The sequence below is a fragment of the Thermofilaceae archaeon genome, assembly GCA_038731975.1.
Lineage (GTDB): Archaea > Thermoproteota > Thermoprotei > Thermofilales > Thermofilaceae > JANXEW01.
The window spans coordinates 1-17,314 of sequence record JAVYQJ010000008.1; the positions used below are offsets into that span (position 1 = coordinate 1).

A 17,314-nucleotide genomic window follows, 5' to 3' on the forward strand; every position below is an offset into this window, starting at 1 on the left:
CACCCCAGCCCATCCGCTCGTCCCGCTGGGGGCAGTCGGTTGGCACCCCCATGAGGTTGGACTTGATCGACCACAGGACGATCCTGTGGATGTCGTTGACGAGCTCGCACGATGTCGCCAGCCCTCCTGCAGGCTCCACGTCGCTGTGCACCACTACCGCCTCTACATCGTCAAGCGAGGGGACACCGGGGTAGCCCGTCACTTCGACGTAGCGGAAGCCATGGTAGGTGAAGCGGGGCTCGTAGACCTCAACCCCCTCCCCCTTCAGCACGTAGACGTCCGTAGCCTTAGCGCCCCTCAGGTTCCTAGTGTCCAGGTTTCCCCTCTCATCGATGAGCTCCGCGTAACGCAGCTGGACCCTCACCCCTCTAGGCCCTCTCACCCTGATTCTCGCCCAGCCGGCCATGTTCTGGCCGAAGTCGAACACGTAGACGCCGGGCGCGGGGTTCAGTACCCTCCTCGCCTTGAGGTAGCCGACCCTCCTGATCGGGGGGATAGGCCCGCTGGGGACCAGCCTACCCGGGTGGTCGACGGTCTGAACGGGCCTCCAGCCCGAGTCGTCGAAGCCGGGCTGATCCCAGCCCTCCTGCTCCCTCGTCGCGTCGTAGACTTCTCCTCCGTAGACGTCGTCCTCCACGATTGGTCCGTCGGAGGCCCTCCAGGACTCGTCGGTCACCACCCGTATGCGGCGGCCATCAGCGAGCTCGATCTCGAGCTGGAGGATCGCCTTCAGCACCTCGTCGTAACCGTAGGCCTTGATGTACCTCCCCCTGCCGAGCATGATCCCGATCGCGTTCCCACCGGGCCGCAGCAGGTCGGTGACGTCGTACGTGGCGTAGAGGACCCGCTTGTTGTAGTCGGTCCAGAGTGGATCGAGTACCCTATCGCCAACCTTCCTCCCGTTGATCCGCAGCTCGTAGTAGCCAAGCCCAGTCACGTGGGCGAAAGCCTTCCTCACGGGAGCCGGCAGCTCGAATTCCCTCCTCAGCAGCTTACCACCAGTGATCCACTTGGCCCTCCAGTCGCCCGGTCGAAGGGCTGTAACGAAACTGGCCACGCGGCTCCACGGGCTCATGTTACCATCCTGGTCCCACCACATCACTCGCCAGTAGTACTCCCTGCTGCTCTCCAGCGGCGGCCCACCGTACACGGCGAAGTTCTCATCGCTGCTCACAACGCCGCTGTCCCAAACGTCTCCAACACCCCTCTCCGCCAGCTCCCGGCTGCTCGACACGATGACGCGGTAGGCCTTCTGCCTAGCCCCCCGCTTCGGGTGGTGGAGGAGCCAAGTGAACCGCAGCCTCGTATCGGGATCGACTCCGACGGGGTCTACGGCGTACTCGCACCTGAGATCGAACGGAGGTGGAACATCCATTCCCACCACCTACAAGCCAAGTTCACCGATCAACCTCTCGAGGAAGGCTCTCCCCCTCCTTAGAGAATCAACAACGTTGCGCCCCGTTTCATCCTCGAGCGCTAGCCAGCCGGTGAAGCCAGCGTTCCCGAGGGCGAGGAGGTAGTCGCGCCACGGCACAAGCCCCTCGCCCACTGTCGCGCTCCCCGTCTGGGGGTTGTGGTCCTTCGCGTGGGTGTGGACAATCCACGGGCCGAGGAGCTCGACACCCCTCACAACCTCCTCCGCACCGAAGCGCAGGAGGTTCGCTGGATCGTAGTTCACCCTGACAGCTGGGCTTCCCAGATCCTCGAGGAACCGCCTCAGGGCGTGGGCTGGCTCCATGCCGGTCTCGATGCAGAAGAAGGACCCTACATTCTCGGCGCACTTCGCGACCTCGAGCACGGCGTTCTTCACCAGCTTGTACGTTGGGTCGGTTCGGTCCTCGGGTATGACGCCCGGATGCGTCGTGACGATGGGGGCTCCCATCTCCGCAGCCATCTCGAGGACCCTGCAGGTCTTCTTCACGCGCTCCTCAAGGCCGTCGGGATCGTCGAAGCCGCCGAACCTCCGCTTGCTGCTCAGCTGCGCGCAGAAGCCGGTGATTTTCAGCCCGTAAGACTCGACGAGCTCGACCACTCTCTTCCTGCACTCCCTGCCGCAGCGGTCCGGGTCGAGAAGGCAGGGCCTCCGCTGCCACCAGCTGCTGGGCCAGGGGCCGTAATCGACGGCCCACAACTGGACACCCTCGACGCCAATCTCCCTAGCGGTGGCGAGCTGCTTCTCGAGAGAGCCCCAATCGGACGTGAGGCCCAGCGACCAGATCGTTACCCCGATCCTCAAGCGCGCCACTGATTGACGTCGAAAGGGGCGTAAAAATAGCTGCTCCCGCAGCCACACTGGGCTAGATCAGCTCCGATGGGATGTTGTCGGGCGAGTAGGCCACTTTCGGCCAGATGCCAGCCCTCCTCAGCTGTGCGACGACGTGCGGGTAGAGGAAGACGTACTCCTCCTCGAACTCCCGCACCAGGCTCTCGTCGATCTCCGCGAGCCTAGCCTTCAACCGCTCAACCGACTGGGGTTCGGAGAACGAGAGCATCGCGGCGGGGTGGGCTGAGACGCCGTAGTCGAGGAGGTGCTCCAGCGCCTTGAGCTGCAGCTCGAAGGCCTCCGGCTTGGCCCCCGTGAGCCGGTGGAACTCCTCAGCGCTCGCCCCCTTGATGGAAACCCTCACGTGCACGTTCGAGAAACGCGAGAGGTCCCTCGCGTAGCTCGAGTCGTGCCCGATCAGGATCCCGTTCGTCTCCAGGATGAAGAGGAGGCGCGAACCCTCGAGCAGCCCTAGGACCTCCAGCAGGTGCTCTCTGCAGAGCGTCGGCTCGTTCCCGCTGATGCGCACCTGGCTGTACCCCCTCCGCTCCGCGATGCCCCTCAACCTACCCGCTACCTCCTCCGGAGTGCACCAAAAGCCAGCGCCGCGCGGGTTGTCCCGCACCTGCCAACCCCAGCAGAAGACGCAGCGCAGGTTGCAGCCCACGCAGTCCGCCGTCGCGATACCCCCGTACCACCTACCGCCGCGGAACCTGTAGTACTTGCGCATGTTTCCCTTGCAGACTACACCCTTCAACCCCTCGGCCAGCTTCACGGGATCGTAGCCAGGCCCCTCCAAGGTTCTCTCACTTCAACCGTGGGGGTGCTTAACAACTTCTCGCTAAGCACTGGGACAAAGTATATTGGTCTTTAGACAGTATTATTGATCAATGGATTGGGATGTGTTGCTCCAGGAAACGCCTTGTTAAGGTAGCGCGGGCTTCGGACATCGCGAAGCTCATCGCTCCCCCTACTCCAGCTGACGAAGTAATGCTGAAGTTCGGGAAGATATTTGAAGAGGAGTACTCGTTCGCGAACTACATTTACCGCAACGCCTATAACCTGAAAAGAGTTCCCCACCTCTTCATCAGAAAGGTCGCGGCGCGGCTGAGGGAGGAGGGAATCTACTCCCGCGAGCTAGTAGTGAAGGCGTACAAGGCCTACTCAGCTTTAATTGCGGCGGGCGTTGTGGGGCTGAAGCCGAAAACGAGGTTCAGAGCCTACAGTTCCATCCGCATTGCGGCTCAACCGGACCTACGATCTTTCGGAGGGGGGACCCTTTATGAGTTTAAGCTCTGCCCGATCGATGCCTACGCTCGAGTTCAGTCCAGCATCTTCGCCTACGTCTGGGAAAGCCCCATAAAGCTGGTCGGATTGGTCGAGGAGGCGGGTCGCTACAGGGTCGAGATGGAGACAATCCCACCCCCTCGAAGCTTGAAGGACTTGGGCATCACGCCGGAGCTCGTCGCGATGGTTGCGCAAGAGCAGCTCTGGTGCACGAAGTGGAACGAGCCGGTATACTACGAGCGCTGCTGCGAGTGCGAATCGGAGTGGATCTTCGAAGAGGACTGGGAAGAAGAGTGGGAAGAGGAAGAGGATTGGGAGGAGTGGGAAGAAGAGGACTGGGAGGAAGAGTAAGCTTCGGGTATCAGCACTGCTTAGCTCGGAGTGCTGACTGCAGCTTCGAGAGTCGCCCTTCTCTCCGCCCCCCTTCCCGAAGCCGGCAATAGGCGCTGAACCAGCAGCTCTCGCACAGCCCCTTGGAGCAGTACTGGGTGTCGTGGACATAGAAGGCTGTCTGCACCCAGCCGGCTACCTCGCCGTAAAGATTGAAGAGCCTGGCCCGCAGGCACAGCGGTGAGCGGGGGCAGCTCTCACAGCTGTACACAGTGCACAGCTCCTTTCTCGGTGGGTAACCCTCGATTCCCAGCCTAGCTGACATTCTGATCGCGTGCCTGTCGATTGGGGCAGCGCTCGAGTCGATGCCGGCGAAGAGCAGGTAGGCGTCGGCGAGCTTGGGGCCCACGTTGGCGATCCTGAGGAGGGCTCTGCGCAGCTCCCACGGGTCTTTCAAGTCGGCGACCTCCGCGTAGCCGCGCAGGGCGCTTCCCAGCTGGCGAAGCTGGAAGCTCTTACCGATGCTGGCGTAGTCCAGCTCCATCAGCTCGTCCAGAGACTCGGCCCTCGCGAAGATCTCCCTGCACCATCTCAGCACGTTCGTTTCCCAGCTCGTGGCCCTGCTCAGGAAAACCGCGACGAAGATCAGGTGGCGGTCGTAGGGGTCGACTGAGAGCCCCAGGTCCCTGTGGGCAGCAGCCAGCAGGGGGGCCCGCTCCTCCACGGCGAGCCTATCGAGCCAGAGCCCGCTCCAGTGCAGCAGCTCCTCCGCGCTGCAGCCCTCGCCCACCACCCACTCACCCTCCTGGTAGACGATGGCCCCCCGGCTCTGCCCCGCCAGCTTGACGTAGGCTGAGCCGCGCCTCTCGAAGAGGGCTCGAACGAAAGAGGGTTTCAGGGTGAGGTCCAGGCTGTAGCCCTTCCAGGCCCTCAACCGGGGCATCAGGGGCCGAGGTACCTCTCGATGCCCAGCCTCTTCAGCCAAGCGCCGACCAGCTCCTCGGCGCGATCCACGTCCCCCTCGTAGACGACCAGCGGGTCGAGCACGGTGGACCTGGGGCAGAGCTGCTTGACGGCTGTGAGCATCCGCTGCAACCCGCCGCCGCCGTGGCTGAAGAAGGGCGCAACCACTTTGCCGGAGAAGTCGTACATGCTCAGGAAGCTGGCGACGGGCGGCGCGATCGTCCCCCACCAGTTGGGCGACCCGACGAAGACGACCTTGAAGGGTTCGATCGTCTCCAGCCTGGACTTGAGCTGGGGCTTGTAGCCGCGCCGTATCTCCTCCCTAGCCTGCCTAACCGTCTCGTCGTAGTCCGCGGGGTACGGCGTGGCCGGAACGATCTCAAATAGGGTTCCGCCAGTGAGCCTGTAAATCGCCTCTGCGAGCCTGCGCGTGTTACCGGACCACGAGTAGTACGCGATTAAGACGCTTCCCGCCATGCAGGCTATGCATGAGCCGCGTATATATGGCTTGCCCGATCAGTCCGCTGAAGTTCGGCCACGGCTAGCCACGGCCTCTCTCATCACCGGACCTCCTCCATGGGTGAGCGAATTTATACCCTTGGCGCGGAGCGAAAGCGATGAAGGCCTACGTTTCGGTCGACATGGAGGGCATGCCCTTTATCGTATCCAGGGACCACTTGTCGCCGGGTAGGCCCCTCTTCGACGAGGCTAGGAGGATTGCAACGTCGGTCGTCTCAACCCTCGCCGAGGCGCTCTACGACTTGGGGTTCGGGGAGGTGATGGTCGCGGACAGCCACGGCGAAATGGTGAACCTGGACGTTGAGAAGCTGCCCGAGTACGTGGAGGTGATCAGGGGCTTCCCACGACCAGCGAGCATGGTGGCCTGCGTCGAGGAAGCAGATGTTGCGGTTTTCGTGGGCTACCACGCGAAGTTCGGGACGGAGAGGGCAGCGTTCGACCACACTTACAGTGGCCGGGTCTACAGGTCGATCCTCGTAAACGGCGTTGAAGCCAGCGAGTTCCTCCTCAACGCGTACGTCGCCGGCTTCTACGGGAAGCCCGTCGTGCTCGTGGCGGGGGACGAGAGGCTGCTGGAGGAGGACGTGGCGAAGCTAGCGCCTTGGGCCGTCCGCGTCCCGCTGAAGAGGAGCTTGGGGAGGTTCTCGGCGAGGAGCTTCAGCCTCGAGCGAGTTAAGCGTAGGCTGCGGGAGGGCGCGGTGGAAGCTGTGAGGAGGTTCAAATCGGGAGAGGCGAAGCCCCTGCGCGCGGCGGAGCCGGTGGAGCTGAAGGCCACCTTCAACTCGACGGCGTACGCCGAGGTAGCCTGCCTCGTGCCCGGGGCGAGGCGGTCAAGCCCCCTCACCGTCGAGTACACGGCGAGGAACATCCTGGAAGCCTACAAGCTCATCGAGCTGTGGGCGCTAGCGGCGTCAGCGCTCGAGCGCTGAAACATCGGCGAAACCGCCTTGAGCGGCGAAACACCGCTCGGGGTTTAGACGCCGGCCCGCGAGAGGGCTTCGAGCAGCGCGGTGAACCTGCGGTAGAGCGCATCGTACTCTGCCCTTCGCGAGGGCTCGTAGCTCCTCAAGCCGAAGGCAGTCCTCCTCAACCCCTCCTCCATGCTGCTGTAGACGCCGGCGCCCTTGAAGGCCGCTATCGCCGCGCCCAGCACTGTGGCTTCGCTCTGCCGCGGCACGGTGACGGGTTTGCCCAGCACGTCGGCTCTGATCTGGTTCCACAGCTCGTTCTTCGAGCCGCCCCCCACGACCCTGACCCCCTTCGCCCTGAAGCCGTAAGCGCGCTCCAGCGACTCGAGCGCCAAGCGGAGCTGCAGCGAGAGGCCCTCGAGAGCCGCGCGGTACAGCTGCCCCCGGCTACTCCCCAGCCTCAGGCCGACGATGGCTCCCGCCACCCCGTACTTCGCCAGGGGGCCCGAGTCGGGGACGAAGCTGGGGATAAACAGGAGACCCCCGGACCCCGGCGCCACGCAGGACGCCTCCTCCACCATCCTCGCGTACTCCCCCGGCCCGAGCTCCGGGTAGGCTAGGCGCTTCAGCCACTCGAGCACCGCGGAAGCGATCATGAGGAGCTGCGGGTTCCACTTGCCCCTCTCGACGTCCGCTTCGATCAGGACGCCCAGCTCGAGCGCCTCATCGTTCGGGTCGAAGCGGTCCATGCGAAGAGCCAGGATCTCCCACGTCCCGCTCGAGAGCACAGCTTCGTCAGCGCTCGCGCCGGCCGCGAAGATCGCGAACTGCGTGTCATGCCCGGCCGCGACCACGGGGACCCCCTCGGGTATGCCAGCGGCCTTCGAGGCCTCGCCGGTCACGTGGCCGATGACCTCCCCCGGCTCAACCCACTCGGGGAAGAAGCCGGGGTCGAGCCCGACGAGCGAGAGCATCTCGCTGCTCCAATCCCTCTTGGCCAGGTCCATCGCCATGGCCGTCGAGGCGCTGGTCGGATCTACGTGGAACTCGCCGCAGAGCCTGTGGGCGATGAGGCCCGGCATCATCAGCCAGGTGTGAGCGCGCTCGAAGGCTTCCGGCTCGTTCCGCCTGATCCAGAGCCACTTGAACAGCGTGTTGAAGTGGATCACCTGGTAGCCCGTCACCCTGAAGATCTCCCTCGGGCTCACCAGCTCGAGCAGAAGCGGCACCACCTCCCGCGTCCTGTTGCACTGCCACGAGATCGCAGGGTAGGCGAGGCTCCCATCCCTCTCTACGAGCGCCCCGTCCGCCCCCCACGTCGTCACGGACACCGCAGCTATGCGCACACCTTCGAGCTGCTCGACGACCCTGCGTGAAAGCTTGCACAGCTTCAACCAGATCGCGTCAACGTCCCAGATGAGCCAGTCCGCGCGCCCCGGCTGGGGGACGGGCCCGTTCGGCTCGCTCGCCTGAGCAACGATCTCCCCGCTCTCGCTGACCGCTGCCACCCTGAGGTTCGTTGAGCCGCAGTCGAAGACGAGGGCTACGCTCACGCCCTCAGCTTTCACCCTCAGGTAAAAGTCGCTTTCGCGGGGGTACCCCCAATCGCGTGGCCAGCTCCTCGAGCTTCCGGATCTGCTCGCGCCGGAAGCCAATGAAGATCCCGCCCTCCTTCCCCCCGACGTACACCACGTCCCGAACAGGTCCCAGGGCTTGGGCGAGCTCGGGGCACTCGACGGCGATCTCCCTCACGGGGCCGAAGCCGAACTCCAGCGGCTCCCGGAACCTCACGCGGAGAGCGCCAGCTTGAGTGTAGGCGGTCGCGTACATCGAAGCGCGAGGCGGGATAGCCTCGTTCAGAACGTCGCTTTCCACATCGAGGTGCGTGACCCTGGCGAGCGAGTACCCCTTGACGTGCAGGTAGACGTCGCAGTCCACCCTCCTCGAACCCAAGTACACTTTGGCCTTGAGAGCGATCTTACCCTCGCCGGGCCCCGTCATCGCGGCAGTAGACCTATGGACGCTATATATGCGAGCGGCCCCCTCCACAGCATCTTAGCGGCCGCCTAGCGCTTCGGCGGGCGTTGCTCGGATCTCACCAGCCGGGCTTGGACTCGGTTCACGCCAACTATCATGATCAGCTTCGCCAGCGCCCTCTCGCTGAGCTCCCCCTCGAGCACGCCTCTCCCCCCGCTGCGCCTCCAGACGAACCTGGTGAGCCCGCTCCTGCTCCTCCACTCGAGCTCCTCGAGCCTATCGACGGCGACCAGCGCCACAAGCTCGCGACGGGTCTCGTAGGTGTCGATGATCCGGTAGCTTCCCTTGATCCGAGCCCTATCGAGGGGTATGGTCCAGAAGATCCCAGCCGGCTTCTGGTGGAGGAGGGAGAGCACGTACTCCTTCAACTCGTACTCGCTGAGGGGGGCCTTAACTCGGAAGATCAACGCCTCCCGCCGCCCGCTCTCTCCGCTCACGCTCTCTCCACCTTAAACCTCTTCTCGATTAAAGCGTTTTCTCGCGCGCTCAGACGGGCCTAAGGGGGCCGATGCGGATGCGAAGCGCTTGACAAAGGGTTAAGAACTGGCTGACGCTTTTATCGACTGTGAGAGAGGAGGCTAAAGCCTGGTACGATGGTTCGCTCGTGGATCTGGAAGAAGCGAAATCCGCTTTTAGGGAGGGGAGGTACAACTGGGCGGTTTTCGCAGCCCACCAGGCAGTCGAGAAGGCGCTGAAGTCGGCCATCATGGTTCTCAGGAGGGAGCCGCCGCCCAAAACCCACGATTTGTCGCGCCTGCTATCGGCGCTCGGAGTGGAGCTGCCGGAGGACCTCAGGGTGGGGGTGCTGGAGCTGTCACCCTACTACACTGTGGCTAGGTACCCCAACGCCGGGCTGGAGAGGCCGTGGGAGAGCATCGATAGAGCGCTAGCCAGCAGGCTGTTGAGGATAGCCGAGGAGGTGGTGGAGTACGTCGGCAGGGCAGCGGGGCTCAGGTAGCACCGGCATTCCTCCCGAGCTCGAGGAGATCCTGAAGAGCTTCGTGGAAAGGGTGGTGGAGCAGCTGGGCTCAGCTCAAGTGTACCTGTTTGGGAGCTACGCGCGGGGCGATTGGCTCAGGGACAGCGATGTGGACCTCATCGTGGTTTCCCCAGCCTTCCGGGGGCTGAACTTGGGCGAGAGGTACCTTCTCGTGAGGAGGCTGCTGCCCGACACGATCTCGGTGGAGCTCCTGCTCTACACTCCTGAGGAGTTCGAGAGGCTCAGGGGGAGGAGCGTGATCCTAAGGGATGCGGAGAAGTACTGGGTGAGGTTGCTTTAGCTGACCGCGCCACATACAGGACCGTTTCTCCTAGACCGCTGGAGCCCCGAACCCCTTAGCGGCGTTACACATTTTACGATGCTTCCCGCAGAGTTGCGCGTGCCCCGGCGCTACCTGCCTCCGGGAGCGGAGTCTGTCGGCATCTACCGCGACGGTTGGATCGACTTCAACAAGAACGGTGTGATGGACCCCTACGAGGACCCCACCAGGCCGGTAGAGGAGCGCGTCGAGGACCTGTTGAGCAGGATGACTCTCGAGGAGAAGCTGGAGCAGCTGAGGTCGGGCTTCGAGTTCGGCCCCTACGGCAATCTCTCCATCATCCTGAGGGGCCTGCCGCCGAGGGAGGGGGCTCAGCTCGCCAACGAGGTTCAGCGCAAGCTGATCGAGGGGACGAGGCTGGGGATCCCCGCCATCATCCACGACGAGTGCTTGCACGGCTGCATGGCGATGCACTCCACCCAGTTCCCCCAGGCGATCGCGCTGGCCGCTACGTGGGACCCCGAGCTCGTCTACAGGGTTGCGAAGGCGATCGCGAGGGAGGCGAGAGCTAGGGGGATCCGCCAGTGCCTCGCCCCCGTGGTCAACCTAGCCCGCGACGTGAGAGCCGGTAGGACGGAGGAGACGTACGGCGAAGACCCATACCTCGCCTCCGTCATGGGGGCTGCCTACTGCAGGGCCCTGCGAGAGGAGGGCGTTATCGCGACGCCGAAGCACTTCGTCGCGAACTTCGAGGCTGACGGCGGAAGGGACAGCCACGAAGCCCACTTCTCCGAGAGGATCCTGCGGGAGGTGTTCCTACCCCCGTTCAGAGCCTGCGTAAAGGCGGGAGCCCTGTCCGTGATGGCGGCCTACAACTCCCTCGACGGTGTCCCCTGCTCCTGCAACAGGTGGCTGCTGACCGACGTTCTACGGAAGGAGTGGGGGTTCGAGGGCTTCGTCGTCTCCGACTACGGCTCAGTCACTGGGATAATCACGCACCACCGCGTCACGGATTCGAGGGAGCTCGCCGCGAAGCTGGCGCTGGAGGCGGGCCTCGAGGTTGAGCTACCCCGAGTGGACGTTTACGGCGACGCTCTGGAGAAGGCTGTGAAGGAGGGTCTCATCCCGATGGAGGTTGTGGATGAAGCGGTACGGAGGGTTTTGAGGGCGAAGTTTTTGATCGGCCTGTTTGACGAGCCCTTCGTCGATCCCGAGGAGGCGGAGAGGGTTGTCGGCTGCGAGGAGCATAGGCGGCTCGCCCTCGAGGCCGCGAGGAAGGCTATCGTCCTCCTCAAGAACGAGGGTGTGCTGCCGATCGATAAAGGCAGGATCAGGAAGCTCCTCATCGTGGGAGGAGCCGCCAAAAACCTGAAGCTGGGCGGCTACAGCGGAACGCCTAAAGCCGTAACGACGCCGCTCCAAGCCATAGCCGAGAAGCTAGAAGGGTCCGCGGCGCGGCTCGAGTACATCGAAGCGATACCCATCGATGTGGGCTTCATCGCGCGCTTCGTAGCACCACCGAAAGGGATGCAGGGCTGGGGGGTGAGGATTCAGATCTTCAACAACCCCAACTTCGAAGGGGTACCGGTTGCCGACTACGTGGGCATGTACTGGGGCGGCTTCAGGTTCGAGTGGGGCTACCGCAGGCCGCACGGCGGCGTTGAAACCGATACCTACTCCGTGCGCTTCACGGGCCGACTGCTGCCTCCAAAGCCTGGAAAGTATGCGCTCTGCCTGGGTGTTTCTGGCGGTAGGGCTAGGCTAATCCTAGACTCGAAAGTATTAGCTGAGGTGGACGCGACGGGGGTCAGCACGTACAAGACTGTTGAAGTCGATTTAAGCGGAGAGCACGACTTCTCCATCGAGTTCTCAAGAACCAGCGGCTACGCAGCTGTAAGGCTCGGCTGGGACCTCGTCAACTCCGAAGAAATCAGTAAAGCCTTGGAAGCGGCGAAGGACGCCGACGCTGTCGTTACCTTCGTAGACATCGTGGAGGGCGAGGAGAGGGATAGAGCAATCCTCAGGCTCACGAGATCTTGGGAGCAGCTGCTCGAACGCTTGTTAGAAGTGAATCCTAGGGTTGTGGTGGTTCTTGTAGCAGGCAGCGCGGTGGTTGGCGAGTGGTTGTACAAGGTTCCTGCTGTCGTCTTAGCTTGGTACCCAGGGCAGGAAGGGGGGCGCGCTATCGCAGACGTGCTCTTCGGTGACTACAACCCCGGTGGTAGGCTGCCTTTCACCTGGCCCCACAATGAGGGCCAGCTACCCCTCTACTACAACCCGAAGCCGTCGGGCAGGGTCTACGACTACGTCGACACGACCGGTGCACCGCTGTTCCCCTTCGGACACGGCCTCAGCTACACCAAGTTCGAGTACAGCAGCCTGAGCATACGCGTGAGCGAGGACGAGAAGCGGGTTGAGATCTCGGTTAAAGTCAAGAACGTTGGCGACAGGGAGGGGGACGAAGTCGTCCAGCTGTACGTGAGGGACCCTGTTTCGAGCGTTGCGAGCCCCCTCAAGCTGCTGAGGGGGTTCAAGCGGGTAACGCTGAAGCCGGGTGAAGAGGCGGAGGTCCGGTTCACGCTCACGCCCGACGACCTAGCGATTTACGACGAGGGGATGCGGAGGGTTGTTGAGCCGGGAGAGTTCGTGGTGATGGTCGGGTCCTCGTCGGAGGACATCAGGCTGACAGGGTCGTTCAAAATCGCGGGGAAGCATGAGGCGAAGTTCGTGCTCGAGAGCTTTGAAGTGAAGCGCTGTGACGGCGCGCTCGCCGTTAGAGCGCGCGTAGCTAACGCGGGCGACGTGACTGACGTGGCTAGGATCGCTGTGCGCGTCGACGGAAGGTGCGCTTGCGTCTACCCAGTGGAGCTGGCACCCGGCGAGCGACGCGATGCCACCATCCTCCTGGAGGGGGTTGAGGGGAAGAGCGTCGAAGCAGTGATCGACGGGAGCGCCTGCTCTACTTGAGGCTCTCGATCAGCTTGACGAGGGCTCCAACCGCGATATTGAAAACCTTTTCCCCCTTTTCTCTCGTCGCGGTTCTAGCAACTCCGAAGACGCCGCTGCCCGTTCGATCGTGCGTGTACTCGGGGAAGTAGGCGACGCCGTCTGTCGGCAGCTTCTTCGGTTCCTCATCGACGGCCGCCTCCATCTTCACGGCTTCCCCGTGCAGGTACAGGTTCAACGACGTTTCCACTGCCGCGGCGTGCCCCAACTCCTCGCTCGGGAAGTACTTCTCCAGCTCGGGCAGCGTCCACCACTGGTACACAACAACGAGAACGCCTTTCTCCCTCAGCTCCCTAGCCAGGGACAAGAGGGCGTGCAGGTTGCCGCCGTGACCGTTCACCACAACGACCTTCCTGACGCCGTGGCTCGCGAGCGAGGCGATCACGTCGCGCACGTACTCCTTGAAAACCTCCTCCCTAACCCAAACAGTCCCGGGGAAACGGGAGTGGTGCACGCTCACTCCAAAGGGGATCGGGGGTAGGACGAGTGTGCTAGTCCTCTTGCCAGCTTCAAGCGCCAAAGCGTAGGCGATCAGATGGTCGGTCCCGAGAGGGTTCTGGGGGCCGTGCTGCTCCGTCGAACCGACGGGGAGGATCGCTACGTCGCTACGCGAGAAATAGGATTCAGCCTCCCTCCACGTTAGGTTCGAGAGGCGGATCTCGCTCACGGTGCGGGGATGCGGGGCCGGATTATTTAAGATGTTAGCTTATCGATGAAGTCCTTCAGCTTCCTCAGCTTCTCGGCGGCCGTATCGAGGTACGCGGCGCCCTCCTCGGTGATCCTGTAGATCCTCCGAGCGGGGCCCGGCCCCGTTGTGTCCCAAGTGGCCACAACGAGGCCGAAGGCTTCGAGCTTCTTCAAAGCCCCGTAGACGGCGGGCCCCGAAACCTCGAGGCCGTACCGCTCCTTCAAGAGCCGCTGTATCTCGCTGCCGTGCAGGGGTTGCTCCTTCAAGATCTTGAGTATGGCCAGGTGCAGCAGACCCCTGACGTGGAGCCCCGGCGGCGGCCAGAAGCCCGGCGGCCCGAAGCCCGGGGGTATGAAGGGCGGGGGTCCGCAGAAGTGCTTATGCCCACATTCGTGCTTGTGCTCCCACTCGTGCTCGTGCATCAAGTTTCTAAGCTAACTTAGTTATTTAAGCATTGTGGTAAACGAGAGCGAAATAAGGCTAACGGCGGGGGGCACGCGTGCTCGCAGCCTCCTACCACGACTTCGGCGTTAAAGCTGTCGAAGCCGCGCGCCGAAAGCTGCTCGAGGGAGGATCGGCCCTCGACGCCGTGGAAGAGGGCGTCAAAATGGTAGAGCTGGACCCGGCGAATCGCACCGTAGGGCTCGGCGGCTACCCCAACTGGGCGGGGGATGTGGAGCTGGACGCCGGTATCATGGACGGGGACTCCCTGAGGGCTTGCGGTGTCGCAGCGGTGAAGCGGGTTCGCAACCCGATCAGCCTGGCGAGGAGGTGCCTTGACCTTCTACCGCACGCCCTCATCGTCGGCGAGTCCGCGACGAGGCTCGCAGAGGCATTGAAGCTCGAAACCGCCCCCGGCTCGAGAGCGGCCCCCGAGCTGCTGGCTGAGAGGGAGAAGCTGGAGGAGAGGGTTGCGCGGGGCGCCGGGGATCTCGCAGCCTACTACTCGAAGCTGTTCAAGGCCGCCGCCCAAGTCTACCACGACACGATAGGCGTCATCGCCGTGGACGCCAAGGGGAGCGTAGCGGCCGGCACTTCAACGAGCGGGATAGCCTTCAAGTTCCCTGGCCGGGTGGCGGACTCAGCCGTCGTTGGCGCGGGCTTCTACGCCGACAGCCGTTGGGGGGCTGCGGTACTGACCGGAGTAGGTGAAGTTGCCTTGCGCACCAGCGCGGCCTTCCGGGCCGTTTTCCTCCTATCCAAGGGCTACACGCCACAGGAGGCGGCCGAGGCAGTCATCGAGGCTGCCGCGGAGGTCGCGCGGCTCGACGGGGAGGCCTACAGGCTGGGAGTAGTCGTAGCATCAAAGAGGGAGATCGGCGCTGCAGCGTTGAACTGGCGCGGTTTCAAGTACGTCTACTGGCTCGGAGGCGAAGTCGAGGTCAGGGAAGCCCGATGGTGGAACGTCTAAGCTCAGAGAGTGCGGAGTACCCACCTCTATTCCCCGCGATTTGCTGCCCAGCTAGTCGATGAGCTCGATCCCCTGCGCTGGGGGCGGCGGTGGGGGAGGCGGTGGCGGAGGGGGTAGAGGCGTTCTCCTCCCGATCCTCACTTTCGTCGCGAGCAGCACCGCTAGCGCCAGGGCAATGGTCACGGCAACGGCTAGAGCCAGCTTCAAGCTCGTTACCTCGGAGAGGAGGCGCTCGTTCTCCTGCTTTATCCTGCCGACCTCAGCTAAGAGTGCGTTGTAGCTGCTTTCGATGTTGACGAGCCTCGACGAGAGACCCCCCTTCTCCTCCCTGACGGCGAGGAGCTCGTTCCTCAAGGCCGCGTTCTCGGCGGTTAGCTGAGCGACTCTGGCGCTCAAGCTGGCGTTCGCGGCTTGCAGCGCTCCGAGCTGCAGCTTCAAAGCGTTGTTCTCCGCGCTCAGCTTCTTCACCTGCTCGCTCAGAACAGCGCAGACCCCCGACGCGTTGGCGAGCTTCAACTCCAACTCGCGGACCTGCTGAGCGAGCTTATCGGCCAGCTGGGCCTTCTGCTGGGCTTCAGCCAGCGCGGCTGTCAGCTCGCTGTACGTCATGCGGGTCACGATCGAGATGGAGGCCTTGTGCTCGAAGAACCGGGGGGTGCCGTCGACCGTGTAGTTGACGATTATGAGCATCTCGAGGAAGGGGTCCACCGGCGGCCTCGGTGCGGGTATTGAAGCTTGGAACTCGATTGCTTGCTGGACCTGGTGGCCGGGCGGCATGTACTTGTCTTTGATGAGCAGAGCGTCGTAGAGCGTGGCAGCGCCCCCTTCGTGGACAAGGGTGATCCTCACCCTAAGCTCCCGCACCGTCAGGTTGGCAGTTGAAGTGACGTCGAAAACCATCCTGACTCTGCTGCTATACTTGACCTCGAGCGGGTAGCTCGCGATGATCTTCAGCTCCCTATTAACGTTCAAGGTGAGGGGGGTGAGCGTCTGAGCAGCAGCGAGCGCGGCTACGAGGGCGATGAGGGGTACAGTGATCAGGCTGCTCCGCATAGCGGGTAGAAGGTGCCTAAGGGCTAAAATGCTTTGCCTTGTTCACTCGCCTAAACTACTACAGGCTCGCGACAAAGCTGAGGCGAGCGCTTCGAGGAAGAGGAAGCCCTCTCTCACCGAGGGCTCGATGTACGACCCTTCGAAGAAGTCGTTCCACGTGTCGATGCGAACCTCACCGCATTCAGCCGCGACCTGCAGGGCAGCCTCGAGCATCGAGGCGAAGCGCGTAGGGTCGCGCGGGATGGGCCACGGCTGACCGAAGCCCGCATCGTGAGTCCTGTCGAAGCCCGGGCTAACGGTGGGGATCAGACACTTCCCCCGAGCCTTCGAGAAGCTCCACCAGGAGTGGAGGTGCTCCCTGTAGAGGCTCTGGTACTCCGCCAGCTCGCTTGGCGAGAGAGCGCGCTGTCCCTGCACGGAGTAGAAGCCGATCCACGACGTGTAGGCGTCCACGTACGCGTCCGCCCCGTCTCCGCGGAGGAGCAGGTTGTCGATGTACCAACGACCCCCCGGCGTCCCGGGAACGAGCTTCTCACCCCGCTGGATTCTCGGAAGAGCATCCGCGATGAGGTAGGGCTCCACGCCCAGCTCCCCCTTGACAAGCTCCCTGAGCGCCCTGTAGGCGTCCCGCCTGTTGTAGAAGGCGGCCTCGTTCCAAACCAGGAGCGCGGGGCGACCTTCAACCCTGTAGTAGTTAGGGTGCTTCATCAGCGGTAGGGCTCTTCGCACGAGGTCGAGAAGGATCCTTGCGTTCAGCTGGTCGCCGAGGTCGATGGAGGGGTAGCCGCTCCCCCAGCGCATGTTCACCTGCGGGCCAATCATGATTCCCACGACCATCCCCTTCTCCAGCAGCCCCCTCGTGACCTGGAAGATTCTCTCGCCGGCTTCAGTGCTGGCGTACATCGTCCAGTCGACCCAGAACACGTGCACGCCGTACCCCCTGGCCAAGTCGATGTGGCGCCACTGCGCGTAATCGTCGGATGCATCGTAGAGGCCGAGCAGCGGCTGATCACCGCGCCAGTCTGATCCCAAGACCTCCCCCATCCTCCAAGGCATGTAAGCGGCGCTAACCACGACTCCCCTCTCCCACAGCCTTGAGGCTAGATCCTCAAACTCCCTCACGTAAGGGACAGTGATCGTAGCCCTCCCCTCGCCTGCTTCCACCGTCACGCTGTAACCCCTACCTCCCGCCACCTCCACGATTGCTGTACAACGGCCACCGCACTCCAGCTCAACCACCCTCTCCCCCTCGCTGGGCGGCTTAGGGTAGCCCGACGGAGGATCGAGGGGCCGGACTGCGATCCTGACCCTCCCACTGGCGTTCAATTCGACGGTGAGGCTTCTAACCCCCGCTACCGCCTTAACGTCTAGAGGCGCCGGCCGCTCGCTCTCACTGGGGGATCGGAGCAGAACGAGCAGCGTTAATGCCAGCGCGAGTAGCGCTGATGCCAGCAGAGCGTAGCGGTACTGCATCGTCTGGCACCCGAAGCCGCACTAGCGGGAAACCTGCTTATTTCAAGGTTGCTGAACGAGCGGCATCAGCGACCAGAAACACGATCACAGTTCACGCGGGGAGTTCACTCATCATCT

General features: G+C 63.3%; 18 protein-coding genes. 6 read left to right on the top strand and 12 right to left on the bottom strand.

All coding sequences use genetic code 11. The features are described from left to right. From QXF46_05125 to QXF46_05135, 3 genes are all read right to left on the bottom strand, one after another. Positions 1-1,375, bottom strand: a 1,375-nt coding sequence (locus tag QXF46_05125) for a family 78 glycoside hydrolase catalytic domain (GenBank protein ID MEM0226237.1), incomplete at its 3' end; no start/stop codon positions are given. A gap of 9 nt (positions 1,376-1,384) precedes the next feature. Further along, complete coding sequence (locus QXF46_05130; GenBank protein ID MEM0226238.1) at positions 1,385-2,245, bottom strand: sugar phosphate isomerase/epimerase family protein; 861 nt, start codon at positions 2,243-2,245, stop codon at positions 1,385-1,387. Positions 2,246-2,297: 52 nt separating this feature from the next. Further along, positions 2,298-3,062 (bottom strand): radical SAM protein, encoded by a 765-nt coding sequence (locus QXF46_05135; GenBank protein MEM0226239.1) that lies wholly within the window; start codon positions 3,060-3,062, stop codon positions 2,298-2,300. Between the two features lie 191 nt (positions 3,063-3,253). Here QXF46_05135 and QXF46_05140 point away from each other — a divergent pair, with 191 nt between their 5' ends. Beyond that, on the top strand, positions 3,254-3,901 hold the full coding sequence (locus tag QXF46_05140; protein MEM0226240.1) for a hypothetical protein: 648 nt from the start codon (positions 3,254-3,256) through the stop codon (positions 3,899-3,901). Positions 3,902-3,911: 10 nt separating this feature from the next. On the opposite strand, the gene QXF46_05145 is transcribed toward QXF46_05140, so the two are convergent. Next, positions 3,912-4,865, bottom strand: a complete 954-nt coding sequence (locus QXF46_05145) for a hypothetical protein (protein MEM0226241.1) — start codon at positions 4,863-4,865, stop codon at positions 3,912-3,914. After that, positions 4,823-5,320 (bottom strand): flavodoxin, encoded by a 498-nt coding sequence (locus QXF46_05150; protein MEM0226242.1) that lies wholly within the window; start codon positions 5,318-5,320, stop codon positions 4,823-4,825. Before QXF46_05150 ends, QXF46_05145 begins: the two co-directional genes overlap by 43 nt. Positions 5,321-5,460: 140 nt before the next feature. Here QXF46_05150 and QXF46_05155 point away from each other — a divergent pair, with 140 nt between their 5' ends. Then, positions 5,461-6,291, top strand: a complete 831-nt coding sequence (locus QXF46_05155; protein MEM0226243.1) for a M55 family metallopeptidase — start codon at positions 5,461-5,463, stop codon at positions 6,289-6,291. A 44-nt stretch (positions 6,292-6,335) separates the two neighbouring features. Here QXF46_05155 and QXF46_05160 read toward each other — a convergent pair whose 3' ends face one another. From QXF46_05160 to QXF46_05170, 3 genes are all read right to left on the bottom strand, one after another. After that, positions 6,336-7,823: an FGGY family carbohydrate kinase gene (locus tag QXF46_05160; protein ID MEM0226244.1), complete on the bottom strand. Its 1,488-nt coding sequence runs from the start codon at positions 7,821-7,823 to the stop codon at positions 6,336-6,338. Between the two features lie 4 nt (positions 7,824-7,827). Then, complete coding sequence (locus tag QXF46_05165) at positions 7,828-8,271, bottom strand: hypothetical protein (GenBank protein ID MEM0226245.1); 444 nt, start codon at positions 8,269-8,271, stop codon at positions 7,828-7,830. A gap of 65 nt (positions 8,272-8,336) precedes the next feature. Beyond that, a complete protein-coding gene (locus QXF46_05170) occupies positions 8,337-8,744 on the bottom strand; it encodes a hypothetical protein (protein ID MEM0226246.1) in 408 nt (135 codons plus the stop codon). Positions 8,745-8,872: 128 nt separating this feature from the next. Here QXF46_05170 and QXF46_05175 point away from each other — a divergent pair, with 128 nt between their 5' ends. From QXF46_05175 to QXF46_05185, 3 genes are all read left to right on the top strand, one after another. Next, positions 8,873-9,265: a HEPN domain-containing protein gene (locus QXF46_05175; protein ID MEM0226247.1), complete on the top strand. Its 393-nt coding sequence runs from the start codon at positions 8,873-8,875 to the stop codon at positions 9,263-9,265. 43 nt (positions 9,266-9,308) lie between these two features. Further along, complete coding sequence (locus tag QXF46_05180) at positions 9,309-9,587, top strand: nucleotidyltransferase domain-containing protein (protein ID MEM0226248.1); 279 nt, start codon at positions 9,309-9,311, stop codon at positions 9,585-9,587. Positions 9,588-9,686: 99 nt separating this feature from the next. Beyond that, positions 9,687-12,533: a glycoside hydrolase family 3 N-terminal domain-containing protein gene (locus tag QXF46_05185; GenBank protein MEM0226249.1), complete on the top strand. Its 2,847-nt coding sequence runs from the start codon at positions 9,687-9,689 to the stop codon at positions 12,531-12,533. Here QXF46_05185 and QXF46_05190 read toward each other — a convergent pair. Then, positions 12,526-13,239, bottom strand: a complete 714-nt coding sequence (locus tag QXF46_05190) for a creatininase family protein (GenBank protein MEM0226250.1) — start codon at positions 13,237-13,239, stop codon at positions 12,526-12,528. The genes QXF46_05185 and QXF46_05190 overlap by 8 nt on opposite strands. Before the next feature lie 26 nt (positions 13,240-13,265). Beyond that, positions 13,266-13,682, bottom strand: a complete 417-nt coding sequence (locus tag QXF46_05195) for a PadR family transcriptional regulator (GenBank protein MEM0226251.1) — start codon at positions 13,680-13,682, stop codon at positions 13,266-13,268. A gap of 77 nt (positions 13,683-13,759) precedes the next feature. On the opposite strand from QXF46_05195, the gene QXF46_05200 reads away from it, so the two are divergent. After that, on the top strand, positions 13,760-14,671 hold the full coding sequence (locus QXF46_05200) for an isoaspartyl peptidase/L-asparaginase (protein MEM0226252.1): 912 nt from the start codon (positions 13,760-13,762) through the stop codon (positions 14,669-14,671). A 51-nt stretch (positions 14,672-14,722) separates the two neighbouring features. On the opposite strand, the gene QXF46_05205 is transcribed toward QXF46_05200, so the two are convergent. Further along, a complete protein-coding gene (locus tag QXF46_05205; GenBank protein ID MEM0226253.1) occupies positions 14,723-15,724 on the bottom strand; it encodes a hypothetical protein in 1,002 nt (333 codons plus the stop codon). Positions 15,725-15,766: 42 nt separating this feature from the next. Then, positions 15,767-17,197 carry a glycoside hydrolase family 99-like domain-containing protein gene (locus QXF46_05210; protein ID MEM0226254.1) on the bottom strand — a complete coding sequence of 477 codons (1,431 nt, stop codon included), beginning with the start codon at positions 17,195-17,197 and terminating at the stop codon, positions 15,767-15,769. Positions 17,198-17,314: the final 117 nt, after the last annotated feature.